Here is a 20,502-nt window from a genome sequence, read left to right on the forward strand (position 1 = left end):
ACGACGACGATGTCGACGACGATGACGATGACGACGACGATGACGACGAGAACGACGACGCGCAACCCGGTGACGACCGACCCCGCACCCGGTAGCGTCTCATCATGACGTTCAATCCCGACGCCGACATCAGCAAGGGCAGGGCTTCGAAGCGCGGCCGCAACACCGGCATCGCCCTCGGTGGCGGCGGCCTCGGCGTGCTCGCGATCTTCCTGATCTCTCAGTTCCTCGGCGTCGACCTCAGCGGGCTCGTCGGCGGCGGAGCCCAGCCGGAAGCGAGCGACTCCACGCTCGAGCACTGCCTCACCGGCGAGGATGCGAACGAGGACGTCGAGTGCCGCATGAAGGGCGCTTCGGCGTCGCTCGAGGCGTACTGGGCCGAGGAGGCGCCGGCACTGGGCGTGAACTACAACGCGCCACAGGACTTCGCGCTCTTCGACCAGGCCACGACGACGGGATGCGGCAGCGCCTCGTCGGCGACCGGTCCGTTCTACTGCCCGCCCGACCAGACGATCTACATCGACGTGACGTTCTACGACGAACTGCGCAGCAGGTTCGGCGCCAGCGGCGGCCCGCTCGCCGAGATGTACGTCATCGCGCACGAGTGGGGCCACCACGTGCAGAACCTCGCCGGCGTGCTCGAGCGCTCGCAAGACGGGCAGACCGGGCCGTCGTCGAGCGCCGTTCGGGTCGAACTGCAGGCCGATTGCTTCGCCGGCGCCTGGGTGGCCAATGCGTCCACAGTGCCCGATGACAGCGGCGTGCCGTTCCTGCAGCCGATCACGGCGGCGCAGCGCAGGGATGCCCTCGACGCGGCAGCGGCAGTCGGCGACGACCACATCCAGCAGGCGACGCAGGGACAGGTGAATCCGCACACGTTCACGCACGGCACGAGCGAGCAGCGGATGAACTGGTTCGAGACCGGCTTCGAGCAGGGTGCCGGGGCCTGCGACACGTTCTCGGTCAGCCCCGACGCGCTCTGACGAATCGGTGCGCGGCCGGTCGGGCCGATCGGCGCACCCCCTTGAATGCCCCATGTTGCTCGACCCGCGTCATGATCGAGCGTGATCGCCGTCTCTTCAGTAAGCGCACCGCGACGTGCGCAGATTGGAGCACGAGCCATGGGCCGACGACGACGCGAGATCCCGACTCCCCACCGCGAGTTCTTCCGAGCGGTGACGATCGACGAGACGGTGGCGCTCTCGTGCACCTGCAGCCGGGGCGCCGACCACTGGTACGCGGAACCGATGGGGGAGGCGCCGCGCGGCGGAGCGCCCCGCCCCAGCACGCGGACCGGGACGACCGCGACGCCCGACGCGGAGGGGCCGAGGCTCAGCCTTCGAGCGCCGCGACGATCGCCTGACCGAGCCGGACTGGCATGGTGAACTGCGGCCAGTGCCCGGGCAGGTCGAAGGAGCACGACGGACGCCGTCCTCAGACATCGCGGCGCTCCATGGGAAGCGCCGGCGGAGCCGGGGTGATCAGCCCAGTGCGACCTTCGCCCTCCGGCCGGCATTCGCGGTCGCGAGCACGACGATCCCCGCGGCCAGCACGAGCAGTCCGAGCAGTGCGCCGGGGGTGAGTGCCTCCCCGAGGACTGCCACGCCGAGGATGCCGGCGGTCAATGGCTCGGCGAGCGTCAGTGTCGAGACGGTCGCGGGTGCGAGTCCGCCGAGGCCGTAGCCGAACATCAGGTAGGCGACGGTCGTCGTCACGAGGCCGAGCCAGAGGGCCATCGCGAGACCGGGCCCGGTCGCGAGCCACGAGGCATCCGTCATCGCAAGCAGGGGGATGCTGCAGGCCGCCGCGACGCCGAACAGCGCGCCCATGCTCGCGGATCCGCTCCACCCGCGGTCGAGCAGCGCCTTCGCGGCGAGCGTGTAGACGGCGTACGAGGCGCCCGCGCCGAGTGAGGCGACCAGCCCGAGCGGATCGGCTCCCGTGGCGCTGCCGCCCCCACCCGTCGCCGCGGCCAGGATGCCGACGCCGATGGTCGCGATCGCGGTCGCGACGGCCCAGCGGTGCCCGGGATAGCGGCGGCGCAGCGCCCAGTCGAGGCCGCCGGTGATGACGGGCGCCGAGCCGAGCGCCACGACCGTGCCGACGGCGACGCCGTTCGCGGCGGTGCCGGCGAAGAAGGCCGGCTGGTAGGCGAGCACTCCTACTGCGCCGATCGCGACGAGCAGCCAGGCGGGCAGCGGATGCCTCGGGCCGACGCCGGCCGCCGGGAGGGCGGGTGTCCCGACCGCACCGCGCCGGCGGCCGGCGAAGATCGTGATCACGGCGGCGATGCCGAGGGCGCCACCGCCGATCAGGATTCGCGCCGCGCCGACCGAGGCCGCGCTCGCCTCGGGGCCGAGCGCCTGCGCGGTGCCCGTCGTGCCGAAGCAGACGGCCGCGAGCAGCACGGCGGTCACGAATCGCATGGCACATTGTTACACAATCACGCCACCGCCGCTGGACCGCCCGTACGAGCGGGCGCTCGCGGGCCGATAAGCTCGCGGATGTCGCGCGCGCGATCCGGCGACGATGCCGTGACTGCCGCCGACATCCGTGACCCGATACGGAAAGGACTCCTGTGCGCGCCGTGCTCTTCAACGCCTTCGGTGTGAACCCCGAACTCGTCGACGTGCCGGAGCCCGAGTGCCCGCCCCGCGGCGCCGTGATCCGGGTTCGCGCGACCGGCGTCTGCCGCAGCGACTGGCATGCCTGGATGGGCCACGACGACACCGTGTCGCTTCCACATGTTCCCGGCCACGAGTTCGCCGGTGAGATCGCCGTGCTCGGCACGGACGTCGACCCCGACGCCGGCTGGGCGGTCGGCGACCGCGTCACCGCCCCCTTCATCTGCGCGTGCGGGCGCTGCCACGAGTGCCTCACCGGCAACGAGCAGGTCTGCGACCACCAGTCCCAGCCCGGCTTCACGCACTGGGGCTCGTTCGCGGAGTTCGTGGCGATCGACGAGGCCGAGCTGAACCTCATCCGTCTGCCCGAGTCGCTCGGCTTCGTCGAGGCCGCATCGCTCGGCTGCCGCTTCGCGACCGCCTACCGGGCCATCGTCTCGCGCTCCCGGCTCGCCCCCGGCGAGCAGATCGCGGTGCACGGATGCGGCGGGGTCGGCCTCTCCGCGATCATGATCGCCGTCGCGGCAGGCGTGAAGGTCTACGGCGTCGACGTCTCCGACGCCGCGCTCGCCGCGGCCGAGGGGCTCGGCGCGGTGCCGCTGCAGGGCGGCGAGGGCGCCGCGGAGCGCATCCTCGAAGCCTCGGGCGGGGGCGTCGACGTCTCGGTCGACGCCTTCGGTTCGACGGAGACCTCCTTCGCCTCGGTGCGGAGCCTGAAGAAGCGCGGCCGACACGTGCAGATCGGGCTCATGGTCGGCGACTCCGCGCTCGCCGCCATGCCGATGGATGCCGTGATCGCCGGCGAACTCGAGATCCTCGGCAGCCACGGCATGGCGGCGCACGAGTACCCCTCCATGCTCGGCGCCGTCGCCTCCGGCGACTTCCGTCCGATCGAGCTCGTCGGGCGGCGCATCACGCTCGACGAGGTTCCCGCGGCGCTCGCCGCGATGGGCACCGCCGGCGGCGGGGGCTCGGGCATGACGGTCGTCGAGCTGTAGCGGCATCCGCTCGCCGTGTTCCGGAGCGTGGACGCCGTCGTGCCCGTAGCATGTCCGAGAACCCTCAGGAGGAACCGATGAGCGATGGTCGTGCGGCACCCGCAGGCTGGTATCCCGACCCGAGCGATGCCACCGCGCAGCGCTGGTGGAACGGCGCGCAATGGACCGAGCACGTCGCGCCGGCGGCGCCGGTCGCGCCCGTCGAGCAGGCCGCCCCGGCACGGTCGGTCCCGCCGGTCGTGGCTCCCGCCGTCGAACCCCCGGTGGCCGCTCCCGCGTACGTCGCGCCGGTGACCCCGGCGTATGCGCCGGCCTACACCTCCGCACCCGCGTACGCGGCGACCCCGGTGTACGGCGCCGGGCAGCCGGCTCCGTACAGCGGCGCCGCGGCGACGGCTCGCGTGCCAGAGGGCACCCCGGTCGACACGCTCTGGATCTGGCTGATCGTGGCGATGCCGGTGCTCGCCGCACTGCCCATCTTCCTCTGGGACTTCGAGGGCTACATGGAGCAGTCGATGTACCCGTCGTCGAACTCGATGATCACGGCCCTCGGCCCGTACACCGACCCGTGGTACCTCGCCGCGACGTTCGGGGGATGGATCGTCTACGGTCTCTCGGTCTGGTTCGCCGCCCTCGACAGTGCCAAGCTCGCGAAGCTCGGCTACCAGCGCCGGTTCCACTGGGCCTGGGCGTTCCTCTCGTCCCTCGTGTACGTCATCGGCCGCTCGGTCGTGGTGCGGCGGCAGGCCGGTCGCGGGTACCTGCCGATGGCCGCCGCGATCGCGCTCACCGTCGTGCTCACGATCGGCGTGATCGCGTGGGTCGTCGTGATGATGGTGAACGTCGTCAACACGTCGATGGAGATGTACCCCTCGTACTGATCGGCACGACCGGTCGGGGCGCCTGACGGCGCGTGCCCGTGGACGCCGCTGCCGGCGTCCACGAGCACGCGGTCCGTTCAGGCGTCCACCAGCTCCTCGGCGGGCGCGCTCGCCGAGCGGGGCGCCGCACGCAGGAGCACGGCGGAGGCCACGAGCCCGATGACGGCCAGCACGGCGGCGCCGATGAAGGCCGATGAGAACCCGGCCGTGAGCGCCGCGGCATCCGCAGCACCGCCGGTCGCCTCACTCGAGACGGCGGCGGTCACCGCAGCACCGACGGCCGTCAGCACGGCGAGGCCGATCGCCGAGCCGATCTGGTAGCTCGTGTTCACGAGGCCCGACGCGACGCCCGTCTCCTCGGGGCGTGCGGCGCCGATCGCCGTGCCGAGCGACGGCACGAACGCGAGCGCCATGCCGAGCGCTGCGACGAGCGAGGCGGGCAGCACGTCGACGGCGTAGCTGCCGTCGGGCCGGGCGAGTGCGAGCCAGCCGAGTCCGACCGCGAGCAGGGCGAATCCGCCGACGATGAGCGGCTTCGCCCCGAACCGCGCCTGCAGTCGCGGCGCCACGGCGACCATGCCGACCACGATGAGCGCGGTCATCGGCAGGAGCGCGGCACCCGAGGCGAACGCGCCCGCACCGAGCACCTGCTGCAGGTAGAGGTTCAGGAAGAACCACATGGAGACCCAGGCGGCGCCGAGGAGCAGCTGCGCGAGGTTCGCGGCGCCGAGCTGCGGGGCCCGGAAGATGCCGAGGCGCAGCAGCGGCGTGCGGCGGCGGGCCTGGATCGCGAAGAATGCGATGAGCAGGGCGGCGCCGGCGACCAGGGCGACGATCGTCTCGACCGAGGCCCAGCCCACCTCGGGTGCGCGCACGACGCCGTAGACGATCGCGGCGAGTCCCGCGGTCGCGGTGAGCGCACCGGCGACGTCGACGCGCCCGCGGCCGCCCGCGACGCGGGGGAGTGCGAACGGCGTCAGGATGATGACGAGCGCGGCGATCGGCACGGTCGCGTAGAACACCCACGGCCAGCTCGCGTACTCGGTGAGCACGCCGCCGAGGAAGACGCCGGCCGTACCCCCGATGGGTGCGGCGGCGCCGTAGACCGCGAAGGCGCGCGGCAGGTCGGCGGTGCCGCCGAACAGCGTCATCAGCAGGGTGAGCGCGGCCGGGGCGATGAGCGCGGCGCCCGCGCCCTGGACGGCGCGACCGGCGATCTCGAGGCCGACGTTGCTCGCGGCGCCCGCGAGCACGCTGCCGATGAGCAGCGTGAGCCAGCCGGCGATGAACACCCGGCGTGCTCCGAACACGTCGGAGAGGCGTCCCCCGAGCAGCAGGAGGCCGCCGAAGGCGATGACGTAGGCGTTGAACACCCATGACAGGGACTCGGGGGTGAACCCGAGTTCGGCCTGGATGTCGGGCAGGGCGACGCCGATGATCGACGTGTCCATGATGACGACGAACTGGGCGGCCGCGATGAGCGCGAGGCCGAACCACCGACGTCTCGTCGGCGGAGAGGATGCTGGCATGAGAACTCCTTCTGTGAATACCCCTAGGGGGTATAGATATACCGACAATGGAGCGCCCGTGTCAAGCGGCGGGCACCGCGTGACGAGGCCGGGGCCCCGGCGGGTGCACTGGCCGGTCGCCCCGCGACGCGCCAGAATGGGGCGATGGACCCCGTGGCGGCACTCGAGGAGATCGCGTTCCTGCTCGAGCGCGATCGGGCATCGGCGTTCAAGTCGAAGGCGTTCCGCCGGGCGGCCGACGTCATCCGGCCGCTCGACCCCGACGAGGTCGCCGCTCGCGTCGCCGACGGTCGCCTGCAGCGCACGAAGGGCATCGGCGACACGACGTTCGCGGTCATCGCGCAGGCGAGCGACGGTGCGGTGCCCGACTACCTCGCCGACCTCCGCACGCGCGCCGGGCTCTCACCCGAGGGCGCGCACACCGGCCTCAGGGCGCAGCTCCGCGGTGACCTGCACAGCCACACCGACTGGTCCGACGGCACCACGAGCCTCGAGACGATGGCGCGCGCCGCCGAGGCGCTCGGGCTCGAGTACCTCACGATCACCGACCACTCGCCGAGTCTCCGGGTGGCCAACGGACTCAGCGCCGAGCGGCTCACCGCCCAGCAGCAGGCGATCGCCGACGTGCAGGCAGGGGCCCGCGGCATCCGCCTGCTTCGCGGCATCGAGGTCGACATCCTGCTCGACGGCGCCCTCGACCAGACCCCCGAGATGCTCGATCGCCTCGACATCGTGGTCGCGAGCGTGCACTCGAAGCTCCGCACCGAGGCGCCCGAGATGACGAAGCGGATGCTGCGCGCCATCGCCGACCCGCACACGAACGTGCTCGGGCACTGCACCGGCCGGCTCGTCGAGGGGTCGCGCGGCACCCGGCCGCAGTCGACCTTCGACGCCCACGCGGTCTTCGAGGCGTGCGCCGAGCACGGAGTCGCCGTCGAGATCAACTCGCGGCCCGAACGGCAGGACCCGCCCGACGAGCTCATCGCGATCGCCCTCGAGGCCGGCTGCCTGTTCTCGATCGACAGCGACGCCCATGCGCCAGGGCACCTCACGTTCCTCGAGCTCGGGGCGGCGCGCGCGACGGCGAACGGCGTGCCGGCCGAGCGCATCGTGACGACCTGGCCCGTCGAACGACTGCTCGAATGGAGTCGCGACCGCGGAGTGCGCACCGCACGCGAGGAAGGACGACCATGAGCACCTGGACCGCCGAGGAACTCGACCGGGTCGGCGCAGCCGACGAACTGCAGATCGCCTCTCGCCGTGCCGACGGATCGCTGCGACCGTTCGTGACCATCTGGGTCGCACGGGTAGGCGATGAGCTGTTCGTCCGGTCCGCTTACGGGCCGGGCAATCCGTGGTTCCGCAGGGCCCAGGCGAGCGGCGCGGGTCGCATCCGTGCGGGCGGCGTGGAGCGCGACGTCGCGTTCGTCGAGCCGCCGGCCGACGTGCACGAGGCCGTCGACGCCGCGTACCACGCGAAGTACGACCGATACGGGCCGAAGATCGTCGGTACCGTGGTCGGGCCGCAGGTCATCGCCACGACGCTCCGGCTGGAGCCGGCCGCCGTCTGACTCGCGGCCACCCGAGCGGGGTCCGTGCCTGGTGGGCTGACGCCCTGGCGAGCCGGGCCCCCGGCGGCGACCGGTCCCTCGTCGTGACATGATTTCTGCATGCCCAATGCGCTGCGCGTCACCCCTCGGGTCTGGATCGGCTTCGCGATCTGGGTCGGCTACCTCGTCGTGATCTTCGCCATGCAGAGGGTGACGGGCGTGCCCTACACCGAGCTCGGCGAGAGCGGCGAGAACCTGTTCTTCGGCGTCGGACTCTCACTCATCGTCGGCACCGTGCTGCTCGCGATCACGACGTCGCTGCTCGGTTGGTGGCGCCCGGCGCTGTTCGATGCGGCGCGGAGCCGTCACCGGTGGCCGCTCATCGCACCGTTCGCGATGGCGGTGCTGCTGGTCGTGAACCTCGCAGTGACCGATTGGGCGGCCTACGACGCGGCCTTCTTCGGCGCGTCGATCGTGCTGCTGCTCGTCGGCTTCACCGAGGAGCTCACGACTCGAGGCTTGCTGCTCGTGGGTCTCCGTAGCCGCCTGTCGGAGCCGTGGGTCTGGTTCCTCACCACACTCGCTTTCGCGCTCATGCACTACGTGAACGTGCTGACCGGCCAGGACTTCCTGCCGACGACACTGCAGGTCGGATACGCCTTCCTCGGCGGCACGATCTTCTACATCCTGCGACGCACGACCGGCTCGCTCGTGTGGGCGATGGTGCTGCACGGCTTCTGGGACTTCTCGACGTTCTCGTCGGGCTACGGCGAGACGTCACCGCTGGTCGGGCTGACCGCCACCCTCTACGGCGTCGTCGGGTTGTTCGCCCTCGTGGCGGTGTGGTGGACCTTCCGCAGCGCCGCGCAGTCGGATGTCCCGAACGTGATGGCCGCGCGCCCGGCCGTGTAACGGCGGCGAGCGTCGCCTAGCGGCCGATCCCGCGATCGTCGGCCGGCGGCAGGTGCGTGCCGCGATGGATCTCGTACAGGCGCGCGTGGCCGGGTGAGCCGGGGTCGTCGACGATCGGCTTGTCGGCCATGAACAGCCGGATCAGGTGGGCGAGCTCGCCCGAGTGGCTGAAGTTGATGGCGTGCGCCGCGCCCTCGATCTTGACGAGCAGCACGTGGTTGTCGGTCGCTGCCGCGACCTCTTGCACGCGGCTCGCGCCGGGCATGAGCGGATCCCGATCGCCGATCACGACGAGCGTGGGGATGCGCAGTTGGAGGAGCCGCTCGAGGGTCGGGTACTGCGTGAGCGAGCGGAACATCTTGAACGTGCTGGGCACGCCGAACCGGAAGTAGTCGGGAACGGCCACCTTCATCATGCGGGGAGGCTCCCGGCTGCCGTCGCGGGTGAGCTGCCCGACGGCGCGGCGAAGCGGCTGGTTGTACAGGCCGCCGGCCGGCGAGACGAGCACGGCGCGGTCGATGCGCTCGGGGTAGTGGTGTGCGAACTCGAGGATGACGGGGCATCCCATCGAATTGCCGACGAGGGTGGCCTTCTCGATGCCGCGATCGTCGAGGAAGCGAGCCGCGGCGTGCGCGAGGTCGGGCACGTCGAGCGCGTCGCCCGCCTTGCCGCTGCGGCCGAAGCCGGGCAGGTCGGGCACGAGGGTGTGGAACTCGTCGGCGAGTCGTTCGGCGGTCGGCAGCAGGTACCGCCCGGAGAGGCCGAAGCCGTGCAGGTGCATCATCGCCGGGGCGTCGGGCGGCACGGGCGACTCGCGGTAGAACAGGTTGATGCCGTCGACCGTCGTCCAGCGCTCGGCAAGGCTCGACTCCGGTCGCCGCGGAGCACGCCGAGGTGTCGCTTTCGTCCCCATGCGTCGATCATCCTCGTCGGCGGAGGGCACGTCAACGCGCCGTCCCGCCGGCGCGTCATCCCGACGGGCGACCACGCCGGGGCGCCCAGCACCGGGCGCCGGCACGACAGAATGTTTGCGATAGCAGAATTTGCCCTGTTTGCGTTGACATCGTGATGATCCCGCCTCTAGCCTGACCGAGTCAGGGCCGGTTCGCGTCGGTCTCGCAACAGGGCGGGGCCGCCTCGATCGGCAGAACAGAGAGGTTCGCAGAATGCATCGTCGTACCCTACGGGTCGCGGTCGGACTCACGACCGCAGCACTCGCGATATCGGTCGCGAGTCCCGTGTACGCAGCAGCACCCGAGGATCCGATCGAGGTCCTCACGGGTCCCGAACTCGCGGCGTCCTGGACGGCGCCGCTGCACACCGTCGGCCGCTACATCGTCGACGCCGACGGTGATCGCTTCAAGCTGGAGTCCGCGAACTGGGACGGCGCGCAGGGCCACTGGAGCGGCAGCGGCGACAAGAACGATCCCGCCAACCACAACAGCGGCATGAGCTACGACATCCCCATGGGCCTCGACCGGGTGCCGATGTCGACCCTCATGAGCGACTTCCACGGGGTCGGCATCAACAGCATCCGCCTGTCGTTCTCGAACGAGATGCTCGGCATGACGGCGCCGGTTCCGGATGTCGCGGTGGCCGCGAATCCGCAGCTGAAGGGCAAGACCCCGCTGCAGGTCTTCGACGCGGTCGTCGCCGCGCTCACCGCCGACGGCTTCGCGGTGATCCTGAACAACCACACGACCACCTCGCACTGGTGCTGCGGCACGAACGACGGCAACGAGCGCTGGAACAGCAGCCAGACCACCGAGAAGTGGATCAGCGACTGGGTCGTGCTGACGACGCGCTACCAGGACAATGCGCGCGTGGTCGGCATGGACCTGCGCAACGAGGTGCGCCGCGACATCCTGAACGACGCGAACTGGGGCTGGGGCGACGACCACGACCTCTACAAGGCCTATCAGCAGGCGGGCATCGCGATCCAGCAGGCGAACCCCGAGGTGCTCGTCATCATGGAGGGCATCAACTGGCAGGGCATCCCGACCGACCTGACCTCGCACGAGCGGCCGCACCTGAAGCCGGTGCGGAACACCTCGAACACGCTGCCGTATCCCGACAAGCTCGTCTACGCGGCGCACATCTACGGCTTCACCGGACCGAACCACACCGGAGCGACCGGCCTCGGGGAGACGACCGACCCTCGCTACCGCGACATGACGGCGGCCGAGCTGAAGGCCTCGGTCACCGAGGGAGCGCTCTTCGTCAACACGGCGAACCAGCACTACACGGCACCCGTGTGGTTCAGCGAGTTCGGCACCACCGGTGCCGGCCAGACGAACGACAAGGAGAAGGCCTGGTGGACGAACTTCACCGACCTCCTCATCGAGAACGACAGCGACTTCGCGGCCTGGCCGCTCGTCGCCCACGCTCGCGATGACGGATCCTTCGTCGACACCTTCTCGCTGCTCGCCTACAAGGCCGACGGCACGAAGCTGAGCATCGCCGACGACTGGCGCTACCCGCAATGGAAGAAGCTCGTGAACTCGGACGGCAAGACCGGCCCCGTGGCATCCGTGCCGCGCTGGAACATGCTCGGCAGTGGCAGCACCTCACCCGACACCAACGCGTCCGCGCTCATGAACACGCGCCCCGACTGGGACCCGGGCCAGTGGAAGGGCAACTGTCCCGACAGCCAGCGACTCGTCGGCGTGGCACGTGGCACGAACCGCGCCCTCTGCACCGACAACCTGCAGCCGGCGCTGACCACCACCCGCACGGTCGTGAAGGACGAGTCGACCGTCCAGTCCGACTGGGCGAGCGGCTACGACAAGCTGCAGTGCCCGGCCGGACAGATGGCCGTCGGCTACAGCCTCCGGACCAGCACGATCAACAAGTGGTCGACGTCGAAGCTGCTCTGCGCACAGGGCCAGACGACCCTGCCGTCGAGCCAGGGCCGCAAGGTCTGGTTCGACAACGGCGACAACCGGCCGGCCGGCGGAGGCTCGATCCAGAGCGACTGGGCGCCCGGCAACTACAAGGGCCAGTGCGCCGACGGCGAGTACCTCTCTGGCATCGCCTTCACCTGGCGCTGGAACCACGGCGGCGTGCCCGACATGCTGCTCTGCAAGCCGCTGAGCTGATCGGCGGATGACGGAAGGGGCCGGGTCGCGACTGCGACCCGGCCCCTTCCTCGTCCGTCGGGCGAGCGACGCGTCAGGCGAGCGGCCGGAGCCGGACCTCGTGCACGACCTCGCCGCCGAGATCCCGCATCGTGAGCACGAGCTCCTCCGCGGTGGCGACGCCGTCGATCCACGTGGCCGCCTCGTCGGAGGTCGTCTCGGCGTCGGGTCCGCCGCTGATGAGCTGCGCATACGGGAACTCCACGGTCGCCGGCAACGAGGTGCGATGGTGCGTGTGCCCCGACACCACGATCTGGGCGCCCCAGGAGACGAGGCTCTCGTGCCACGCATCGCGGCTCATGCGGCTGAACCAGTCGTACCCGTCGGCGTCGTAGTCGACGACGGTCTCGTCGATCCACCGCAGCGGGATGTGGCAGAACACGACGCGGTACGGGGCATCCGCGAACTCGGGTCGCGCCGTGACCTCGCGGAGCCACTCGGCCTGCTCGGCGCGGAGCGGCTCGAACGCCACCCGCCCCTCGAAGCTCGGGTGGGCGTCGGGCTTGTCCTCGCCGGTGTGCAGCACGATGCACGCGACCGGGCCGATGCGGAACGCCGTGAACGGGCGCCCCTCGGGCGTCGCCACGAAGTCCTCGAGCTGGTAGGCCCAGGCGCCGCGGACGTCGTGGTTGCCGATGACGATCGAAAGCGGCCGGCCGTCGCTCACGTCGAGGCCCGCCGGGTTCAGCACCGTCGAGGTGAACCACGACGGATCCTTCCAGTCGTTGCAGAGGTCGCCGTTCCAGACGAGCACGTCGACGTCTGGGGTCGCGTCGTGCAGCGCCCGCAGGGTGTCGTCGCGCTGATGCGTGTCGTTCCAGACGGCGAAGTGCGCGGTGTCGGATGCCGCGTCGAGCGTGCGCAGCGTCTTCCACTCGCTCTCGTGGCGGACGCGGCGCCGGTCGACCGCCTCGGTGATCGCGCGCACCCGCACGGCGGTGGCCGACGGCAGCCCGTCGACCCGCACCCGAAGCACCCGGTGGTCTTGGGGCACCATGCCGAAGGCGTCGCTCGTCACGGTGCCGCTCGATCCGTCGGCGGCCTCCCACTCGATCCAGCCGCGGCTCAGGCCGCGCACGCCCCAGACGACCTCGAAGCCGTCGGAGCGCGGCGCCATCACGACCGGGGGACTCGTCACGATCGACGCGCTCACCGCGTGGCTCCGCGGTCGAGGCGGCGACCGGCGTCGGCGCCCGCGTCGAGGTCGAGTTCGAAGCGGAACCGCAGGTCGTCGTCGAACCACATCGTGAAGTTCGTGCCCCACATGTTGTTGTGCAGGTTCACGTGCAGGCCGTCATCGGGATCGGGCACCGCGTTGTCGAACCGGTACAGCGCGGGGCGGCCGACTGCGACGAGGGCGGCGTCGAGGGGCCGCAGCGAGAAGTCCCGCGTCGCCGTATGCGTGACCGCGGCGACCGCGTGCAGGCTGCGGTTGCCGTTGCGGACCACCGACTGCGGGTCGACCGGTGTCTCGATCTTCGTGAGTCGCCAGTCGCCCGGCCCGGTGAGCGGGCGGAAGCCGAGCCAGCTCGCCTCGGGGAGCCGCGAGGCGTCCTTGCCGCGGAGGTCGAGCGTGACGGTGATCGGTCCGGGCGCGGACGGGAACCGGTAGGCGAGCCGGATGTCGCGCGGCCCGCCCCATGCCTCGCTCGCCGCAGCGGGCAGCGCGAGTCGCAGCACCGCGACCGTGTCGGCGCCGTCGTCGAAGCGCTCGGCGGACACCACTCGAGGTGCGAACGTCGTCGCGGGCAACGTCTCGGCGATCGCGAGACCGGGCTTCGACTGGTCGGGCACGGCCCAGAAGGCGGTCGCCTCGATGTCGCGGCAGTACTCCTGCACCCATCTGGCCTCGTCGCGTTCGTCGAACGTCTCGTAGCGGTAGGCGGCGAGCGGATGCTCCGGACCCGCCCACTGCGTGCCGTCGCCGTCGATCAGGGAGACGAGGGACCCGTCGTCGCCGAAGCGCACCCGGTAGGCGCCGAGGGCCTGCTCGTCGTCGAGGTCGATCGTCGTCGTCGTGCTCCCCGTCGCACTGCTGCTCGGCGCGTCGCCCGGCTGCGTCTCGGCGATCGCCGTCTCGGCCTCGGCGCGGCGTTCGGGCGAGAGGGCCGCGAGCGCGCGATCGAGATGGGCGCGCTGCTCGGCCCACGACCGTTCGAACGCCGAGTAGCGCAGTCCCTGCGAGCTCGGGTGCTCGCGGTATGCCCAGGCGTAGCGGTCGAACTCGCTGGGGTTCAGGGCGGGGTCGATGACGTCGGCCGCACGAGCACGCTGGAAGTCGGCCTTCTCGTAGTTCACGTAGTCGGGCAGGTAGGTCTTCAGGTCCTCGCCCCACGTGTGCTCGGGCACGAGCAGCAGGCCGTCGCTGAACGCGTCGCACTCCTCGGTGCCCGGCACGAGCACGCCGGCGTCGACCCACGCGGTGCGCAGGCGAAGCAGTGTGCGGAGTCGCGCGGTCTGCACGGGGTCGCTGCCGATGCCGTGGATCCAGGAGTCGCCGATCTCCTGCGTGACGACCGGCAGGCTCGCGCGGGCAGCGACGGCCTCGCGGCTGAAGGCGTCGAGCGTCGAGGCGATCACCGTCGCCCCCGGGTAGGCGGCCTGGAGCTCGGCGAACAGCGACTCGACGTCGGTCGCCGAGGGAGGGCCGAAGTTGTCGCCCGTGTGCGCGAGGTGGAGGGCGTCGGTGCCGCCGGGCACGACGGCGACGCCGAGCTCGGTGGCGCCGTAGCTCCGCGCGTAGTTGACGACCACTTCGCTGCCGTCGGGCGCGCGCCAGACGAAGAACTCCGGCACGTCGGGCACCCCGGATGCCCCGTTGACCCCGAGGTGCAGGAAGTCGAGGCCGCCCCGGGCGAGCAGCGGCACGAGGCCGATCGTGTGGCCCGGGACATCCGTCATCTTCGCTGCTTGCGTGCGGTGGCCGAACCGGGCGTCGAGCCTGCGGCCGATCGCGATGCCGTGCTCGACGAGACCGGCATCCATGAGCTCGGTGTGCGTCGTCATCGGCAGGCCGTGCCAGGTCACGTGGCCGGCGCGGATCGCCCCTTCGAGCGCGGCCCGCTCGTCGGCGTCGCCGAGTCGGAGCGCCTCGTGGATCAGCCAGGACCCCGTGGTCCAGACGAAACGGGCGGGTCCGTCTCGGCGCTCGAGCTCCTCGGCCAGCGCGATCGCGCGGGGGAGGTACTCGTGCACGTACCGGCCGGTGACGTTCGCGGCGGTGTCGGTGAAACCGAGGTCGAGGTGCGTCTTGAAGACGACGTGGACGGTGGTGATCATGCATGCATCCAAACGGCGGTGTCGGGGGTGTGTCTACGGGCTGCTGTGCCGGGCCGGAGGAGGCTCGCCACTCGTCATTCAAGCGCACGGCGAGGTTGGAGGGACACCCGCGGATCCCCGGAATCATGCGGTTCTCACGCCGATCGGCAGATCGCGATCTGCCGGTTCCGAATCTCTGTTTGCGCAAACATCATTCTCGCCTATACTCCGATGGGAACGCAAACATTTCACGAAGGAGTGCGTACGCGCATGACGAAGACGTCGCCGATCCGAGGCGCGGAACGGGGCCACCGATGACCGTGGCCCACGTTCACGCGCAACCCCCTGCAGGTGTCTCGACCGAGACGTACGCGACGGTCGCCGCGACCGGGACCCGGGCTGCCGGTGCCACCGGCGGTCGCCGGAGACGAGCGCGCCGCGACTGGGCGGGCTGGTGGTTCGTCGGCCCCTTCATGCTCGTCTTCGGGCTCGTGTTCGTCGCGCCGCTGCTCTACGCGATGTACCTGTCTCTGTTCCGCGAGACGCTCATCGGCGGCAACTCCTTCGTCGGGCTCGAGAACTATGCCAAGGCGCTCGTCGACCCGAAGTTCTGGGAGGCGATGCTCCGGGTCTCGATCTTCCTGCTCGTGCAGGTGCCGATCATGCTCGGGCTCGGCCTGTTCGCGGCACTGGCGCTCGACAGCGCGCGGCTCCGCTGGGTGCCGTTCTACCGGCTGTCGATCTTCCTGCCCTACGCAGTGCCCGGTGTCGTCGCGGTGATGATCTGGGGCTACATGTACGGCTCGCAGTTCGGTCTCGTGGCCGACATCAACCGGTTCTTCGGCGTCGAACTGCCGTCGCCGCTCGCCGAGAACCTCATCCTGCTCTCGATCGGCAACATCGTGACGTGGGAGTTCGTGGGCTACAACATGCTCATCTTCTTCTCCGCACTGAAGGCCGTGCCGCAGGAGCTCTACGAGGCGGCCGAGATCGACGGCGCCGGTGCCTTCCGCACGATCTTCTCGATCAAGCTCCCGTCGATCCGCGGCGCGATCATCATCGCCACGATCTTCTCGGTGATCGGCAGCTTCCAGCTCTTCAACGAGCCGTCGATCCTGCAGACCATCGCACCGAACTCGATCACCACGTACTTCACGCCGAACCTCTACGCCTTCAACCTGTCGTTCGCCGGCTCGCAGTTCAACTACGCCGCCGCGATCGCGATCGTCTCGGGAGTCATCACCATGGTCGTCGCCTACCTCGTGCAGCTCGCGGGCGAGAAGAACGAGGCGACGTCATGAGCGCCGTCGACGCGGCGGCCCGGTCGGGCCGCACGCCGAGCCGCCTCGCAAGCGGCAAGGTCGCGCGCACGGAGCCCAAGCAGGCGAAGAAGCCGGTGACACCCCGCCACAAGCGCGCCTCCGTCACCCTCGGCATCCTCATGACGCTCATGCTGCTCTACTGCCTGGTGCCGCTGTGGTGGCTCGTCGTGAACTCGACGAAGACGATGGACTCGCTCTACAACTCCTTCGCCTTCTGGTTCAGCGGCGAGTTCTCGCTCTTCCAGAACATCGTCGACACGTTCACCTATCAAGACGGCATCTTCCTGCGCTGGCTCGGCAACACGCTCGTGTACGTCGTCATCGGGGCCGGCGGGGCGACCCTGCTCGCGACCCTGGCCGGGTACGGCCTGGCGAAGTACGCCTTCCCGGGCCGCAAGTGGGTGTTCGCGATCATCCTCGGCGCCATGGCCATCCCGGCCTCGGCGCTCGCCGTGCCGCAGTTCCTGCTCTTCAGCGGGCTCGGCATCACGAACACGCCCTGGTCGGTCATCATCCCGTCCATGGTGAGCGCCTTCGGCCTCTACCTCGTGTGGGTCTACGCCCGCGAGGCGATCCCCGACGAACTGCTCGAGGCCGCTCGACTCGACGGTGCCGGCGAGATCCGCATCTTCTTCGTGATCGCGCTGCGCCAACTCGCGCCGGCACTCATCACGGTGCTCATGTTCACGGTCGTCGCGACCTGGAACAACTACTTCCTGCCTCTCATCATGCTGAGCGACGCGCAGTGGTACCCGCTGCCGGTCGGCCTCGCCCAGTGGTCGGCCCAGTCGAGCGCGATCGGGGGCCAGGCCGTGCCGAACCTCGTCATCACGGGCTCGCTGCTCACCGTCATCCCGATCTCGGCGGCATTCCTCTATCTCCAGCGCTACTGGCAGTCGGGTCTGACCGCCGGAAGCGTCAAGTAGTCCGGCTCGGCAGGTCTCACAGGCCCGATCCGGTACACCGGCACGTCCGGCGCACCATCAGCACCACCCGCATCAACCGCATCACCCGTACACACCCAAGCGAAAGGGAATCACAGCAATGGAACAGATCACCACCCGCCGATGGGCGCGACTCGGAGCCGTCGTCGGCACCGGCGCACTGCTCGTCGGAGTGCTCGCAGGCTGCAGTGCCGCAGCTCCGGGCGCCGACAGCGGCTCGACCGACACCGACGCGGCGCTCGAAGAAGACGTCACGCTCACCTGGTGGACCTGGAGCGACAGCACCCAGGAGCAGGCCGACGCCATCTCGGAGAAGTACCCGAACGTCACGTTCGACGTCGTCAAGCTCGAGAACCCCGACGCCGTCGTCACGAAGCTGCAGAACGCGATCAAGGCGGGCAAGGGCGCGCCCGACATCGTGCCGGTCGAGTACCAGACCATGCCGCAGCTCACCCTCGGCGGCGCGCTCGCCGATCTCACGCCCTACGGTCTCGACGAGTACGAAGACGCCTTCACCGCGTCGACGTGGAACTCCGTCAACGTGCAGGACCAGCTCGTGGGCCTGCCCGGCGACTCGGGCCCCATGGTCATGATCTACAACACGGCCCTGTACGAGAAGGCGGGCATCACCGAGGCGCCCACGACGTGGGACGAGTTCGCGACGGCGTCGGCGGCGATCCACGCCGCCGACCCCGAGGCCTACATCGCGAACAGCGGCGACGCGGGCTTCTTCACCAGCATGATCTGGGCGTCGGGCGGTCAGCCGTTCACGACCGACGGCGAGAACGTCACGATCGACCTGCAGGACGAGGGCACCAAGAAGTTCTCCGATTTCTGGAGCGAGCGACTGAACAACGGCGAACTCTCGGGCCTCGCGACCTGGTCGGACGAGTGGACGAAGGCGCTCACGCAGGACAAGCTCGGCACCCTGCTGATGGGCTCGTGGATGATCAGCGGCGGCATGGAGGACTACGGCCCCGCGGGCCGGTTCAAGGTCGCTCCGATGCCGACGTGGGACGGTCAGCCGGCTTCGGCCGAGAACGGCGGCAGCGGTCTCTCCGTCACCTCGCAGAGCGAGCACAAGGCGGCCGCGGCCGGCATCCTCAAGTACCTCGCCGAGGGCGAGGGCCGTGAGCTGCTGAACGCGAACGGATTCCCGTCGACCATCGCCGACCTCGAGAACCCCGAGTGGCTCGACTACCCGTTCCCCGGATACAGCGACCAGCCCGCCAACCAGGTCGGTGCCGCCTCGGCCGCCTCGGTCATCTCGGGATGGCAGTACCTGCCCTATCAGGGCTACGCCAACAACGTCTTCTCCGACTCGGTCGGCAAGGCGCTCGGCTCCGGAGGCGACCTGAACGAGGCGCTCCTCGCCTGGCAGGACACCCTCGTCGAGTACGGCAACGAGCAGGGCTTCTCGGTCAACGAGTAGCACCGACGCACCACTCCGCGGGGCAGTCGCCGTCACGGCGACTGCCCCGTGGTCCGATCTCGACACAGGACCAGGCAATGCCCACCTTCTCCATCGGTGACACCGACTTCCTCCTCGACGGCGCCCGGCATCGCGTGCTCGCCGGCGCGCTGCACTACTTCCGGGTGCACCCCGACCAGTGGAGCGATCGCATCCGCAAGGCCCGCCTCATGGGCCTCAACACCATCGAGACGTACGTGCCGTGGAACGAGCACTCCCCGACTCGGGGCGAGTTCCAGACCTCCGGCCGGCTCGACCTGGCACGCTTCCTCGACCTCGTGCACGCCGAGGGCATGCACGCGATCGTGCGCCCCGGGCCCTACATCTGCGCCGAATGGCACGACGGCGGCCTGCCCTCCTGGCTCGTGGCCGACGAGGGCGTGGTGCTGCGTTCGCACGACGCCGGCTACCTCGAGGCCGTGGACGAGTACCTCGATGCCGTCTACGAGATCGTGCGCCCGCGGCAGGTGCAGCACGAAGGGCCCGTGATCCTCGTGCAGATCGAGAACGAGTACGGCGCGTACGGCGCCGACAAGGACTACCTGCGCCACCTCACCCGGCTGACGCGCGAACGGGGCATCGACGTGCCGCTGACGACGGTCGACCAGCCGCTCGAGCAGATGCTCGAGCGCGGCAGCCTCGACGAGCTGCACCGCACCGGGTCCTTCGGCTCGCGCGTGGGGGAGCGGCTCGCGACCCTGCGGCGGCACCAGCCGACCGGTCCGCTCATGTGCTCCGAGTTCTGGTGCGGATGGTTCGACAGCTGGGGTGAGATCCACCACACGACCTCGGCGGAGGAGTCGGCTCGCGAGCTCGACGAGCTGCTCGCGGCCGGGGCATCCGTCAACGTCTACATGTTCCACGGCGGCACGAACTTCGGGTTCACCGCGGGCGCGAACGACAAGGGCACCTACCGCCCGATCGCGACGTCGTACGACTACGACGCCCCGCTCGCCGAAGACGGCACCCCCACCGAGAAGTTCTGGCGGTTCCGCGAGGTCATCGCGAAGTACGCACCGGTTCCCGATGAGCGTCCGGCAGAGCGAGCGGATGCCCCGGCGCTCGAGGTCCGGCTCGACCGGAGTGCCTCGCTGTGGTCGGTCCCGATCGTCGCCGCGCACGCGTTCGAACATCTCCCCACCGCCGCGGAGTTCGGGTCGACGCGCGGCTTCACGTGCTACTCCACCCGCATCGAGCACGGGGGCCTCCTCTCGTTCGGCCACGTGCGCGATCGCGCGCTGGTGTACCTCGACGGAGCACTGGTCGGCACGCTCGACCGCGAACTCCACGAGCGGATGCTGCCGCTGCCCGAGGACGCGCGGGGCGAGCTCACCGTGCTCGTCGAGAACCTCGGCGGCGTCAACTACGGAACGCGGCTCGGCGAGGCGAAGGGGCTCATCGCGCCCGCGACGCTCGACGGCGCGCCGCTGACCAAGTGGTCGGCCGGATCCGTCGTGCTCGACGATCTCGCGCCGATCCGTGCCGTGCTCGCGGCCGGGAGGCCGGATATCTCGAGCGTGCCCATGCCGCTGTCGGGCCCGGTGTTCGCGAGCGGGACCTTCACGCTCGACCGGGCGACGGACCTGCAGCTCGCGCTGCCGGGCTGGTCGAAGGGCGTCGTGTGGGTGAACGGCACGAACCTCGGCCGGTACTGGAACCGCGGTCCGCAGCTCACCCTGTTCGTGCCCGCGCCGGTCGTGCGGGCCGGCGAGAACGAGCTCATCGTGTTCGAGACGCTCGGCGCCGCCTCGGCGACGGTGCGGTTCGTCGAGCGGCCCGAGCTCGGCCAGACCGAAGCGTGATCACGCTCGCGAGCGATCGGCTGCGGACGGCTCGGCCGCGGTGCCCGCGCGAGGCGTCCCGGTGGCGGCCGTGG

At 70.3% G+C, this 20,502-nt stretch carries 16 protein-coding genes; 11 read left to right on the plus strand and 5 right to left on the minus strand.

The window, feature by feature from the left end; translation table 11 throughout:
• Positions 1-104 precede the first annotated feature (104 nt).
• The gene (ypfJ, locus tag ESP57_RS14120; protein ID WP_129232040.1) at positions 105-983 is read left to right on the plus strand and encodes a KPN_02809 family neutral zinc metallopeptidase; all 879 of its coding nucleotides are present in this window, start codon (positions 105-107) and stop codon (positions 981-983) included.
• A 498-nt stretch (positions 984-1,481) separates the two neighbouring features.
• Here the strand turns inward: ypfJ and ESP57_RS14125 are convergent, their stop codons facing one another.
• Positions 1,482-2,426: an EamA family transporter gene (locus ESP57_RS14125; protein WP_129232041.1), complete on the minus strand. Its 945-nt coding sequence runs from the start codon at positions 2,424-2,426 to the stop codon at positions 1,482-1,484.
• Positions 2,427-2,578: 152 nt separating this feature from the next.
• On the opposite strand from ESP57_RS14125, the gene ESP57_RS14130 reads away from it, so the two are divergent.
• Both ESP57_RS14130 and ESP57_RS14135 read left to right on the plus strand, forming a co-directional pair.
• The gene (locus ESP57_RS14130) at positions 2,579-3,622 is read left to right on the plus strand and encodes an alcohol dehydrogenase catalytic domain-containing protein (RefSeq protein ID WP_056011231.1); all 1,044 of its coding nucleotides are present in this window, start codon (positions 2,579-2,581) and stop codon (positions 3,620-3,622) included.
• A gap of 77 nt (positions 3,623-3,699) precedes the next feature.
• Positions 3,700-4,503 carry a DUF2510 domain-containing protein gene (locus ESP57_RS14135; RefSeq protein ID WP_165877485.1) on the plus strand — a complete coding sequence of 268 codons (804 nt, stop codon included), beginning with the start codon at positions 3,700-3,702 and terminating at the stop codon, positions 4,501-4,503.
• Between the two features lie 77 nt (positions 4,504-4,580).
• Here the strand turns inward: ESP57_RS14135 and ESP57_RS14140 are convergent, their stop codons facing one another.
• Entirely contained in the window at positions 4,581-6,032 is a 1,452-nt protein-coding gene (locus ESP57_RS14140; RefSeq protein WP_129232043.1) for an MFS transporter, read from the minus strand.
• Positions 6,033-6,176: 144 nt separating this feature from the next.
• On the opposite strand from ESP57_RS14140, the gene ESP57_RS14145 reads away from it, so the two are divergent.
• The 3 genes from ESP57_RS14145 (at position 6,177) to ESP57_RS14155 (ending at position 8,494) form a co-directional block, all read left to right on the plus strand.
• On the plus strand, positions 6,177-7,226 hold the full coding sequence (locus ESP57_RS14145) for a PHP domain-containing protein (protein WP_129232044.1): 1,050 nt from the start codon (positions 6,177-6,179) through the stop codon (positions 7,224-7,226).
• Complete coding sequence (locus ESP57_RS14150; RefSeq protein WP_129232045.1) at positions 7,223-7,603, plus strand: DUF2255 family protein; 381 nt, start codon at positions 7,223-7,225, stop codon at positions 7,601-7,603. The genes ESP57_RS14145 and ESP57_RS14150 overlap by 4 nt, the downstream gene beginning before the upstream one ends.
• 99 nt (positions 7,604-7,702) lie before the next feature.
• On the plus strand, positions 7,703-8,494 hold the full coding sequence (locus ESP57_RS14155; RefSeq protein WP_115961012.1) for a CPBP family intramembrane glutamic endopeptidase: 792 nt from the start codon (positions 7,703-7,705) through the stop codon (positions 8,492-8,494).
• 16 nt (positions 8,495-8,510) lie between these two features.
• On the opposite strand, the gene ESP57_RS14160 is transcribed toward ESP57_RS14155, so the two are convergent.
• Positions 8,511-9,407, minus strand: coding sequence for an alpha/beta fold hydrolase (locus tag ESP57_RS14160; RefSeq protein ID WP_129232046.1), 897 nt, complete (start codon positions 9,405-9,407; stop codon positions 8,511-8,513).
• A 253-nt stretch (positions 9,408-9,660) separates the two neighbouring features.
• Between ESP57_RS14160 and ESP57_RS14165 the strand changes: the two genes are divergently transcribed.
• Complete coding sequence (locus ESP57_RS14165; RefSeq protein WP_129232047.1) at positions 9,661-11,592, plus strand: glycoside hydrolase family 5 protein; 1,932 nt, start codon at positions 9,661-9,663, stop codon at positions 11,590-11,592.
• 73 nt (positions 11,593-11,665) lie between these two features.
• On the opposite strand, the gene ESP57_RS14170 is transcribed toward ESP57_RS14165, so the two are convergent.
• Both ESP57_RS14170 and ESP57_RS14175 read right to left on the minus strand, forming a co-directional pair.
• Complete coding sequence (locus ESP57_RS14170) at positions 11,666-12,784, minus strand: metallophosphoesterase family protein (RefSeq protein WP_129232048.1); 1,119 nt, start codon at positions 12,782-12,784, stop codon at positions 11,666-11,668.
• The gene (locus ESP57_RS14175; protein ID WP_129232049.1) at positions 12,781-14,910 is read right to left on the minus strand and encodes a DUF5054 domain-containing protein; all 2,130 of its coding nucleotides are present in this window, start codon (positions 14,908-14,910) and stop codon (positions 12,781-12,783) included. The genes ESP57_RS14170 and ESP57_RS14175 overlap by 4 nt, the downstream gene beginning before the upstream one ends.
• A gap of 293 nt (positions 14,911-15,203) precedes the next feature.
• Here ESP57_RS14175 and ESP57_RS14180 point away from each other — a divergent pair, with 293 nt between their 5' ends.
• From ESP57_RS14180 to ESP57_RS14195, 4 genes are all read left to right on the plus strand, one after another.
• The gene (locus ESP57_RS14180) at positions 15,204-16,190 is read left to right on the plus strand and encodes a carbohydrate ABC transporter permease (RefSeq protein WP_115961027.1); all 987 of its coding nucleotides are present in this window, start codon (positions 15,204-15,206) and stop codon (positions 16,188-16,190) included.
• A complete protein-coding gene (locus tag ESP57_RS14185) occupies positions 16,187-17,137 on the plus strand; it encodes a carbohydrate ABC transporter permease (RefSeq protein WP_082571418.1) in 951 nt (316 codons plus the stop codon). Before ESP57_RS14180 ends, ESP57_RS14185 begins: the two co-directional genes overlap by 4 nt.
• A gap of 118 nt (positions 17,138-17,255) precedes the next feature.
• Positions 17,256-18,587 carry an extracellular solute-binding protein gene (locus ESP57_RS14190; protein ID WP_056011198.1) on the plus strand — a complete coding sequence of 444 codons (1,332 nt, stop codon included), beginning with the start codon at positions 17,256-17,258 and terminating at the stop codon, positions 18,585-18,587.
• Positions 18,588-18,664: 77 nt separating this feature from the next.
• Positions 18,665-20,428 (plus strand): glycoside hydrolase family 35 protein, encoded by a 1,764-nt coding sequence (locus ESP57_RS14195; protein ID WP_115961033.1) that lies wholly within the window; start codon positions 18,665-18,667, stop codon positions 20,426-20,428.
• The last annotated feature ends 74 nt before the right edge of the window (positions 20,429-20,502 follow it).

It is taken from the genome of Agromyces fucosus (assembly GCF_004134865.1).
GTDB lineage: Bacteria > Actinomycetota > Actinomycetes > Actinomycetales > Microbacteriaceae > Agromyces > Agromyces fucosus.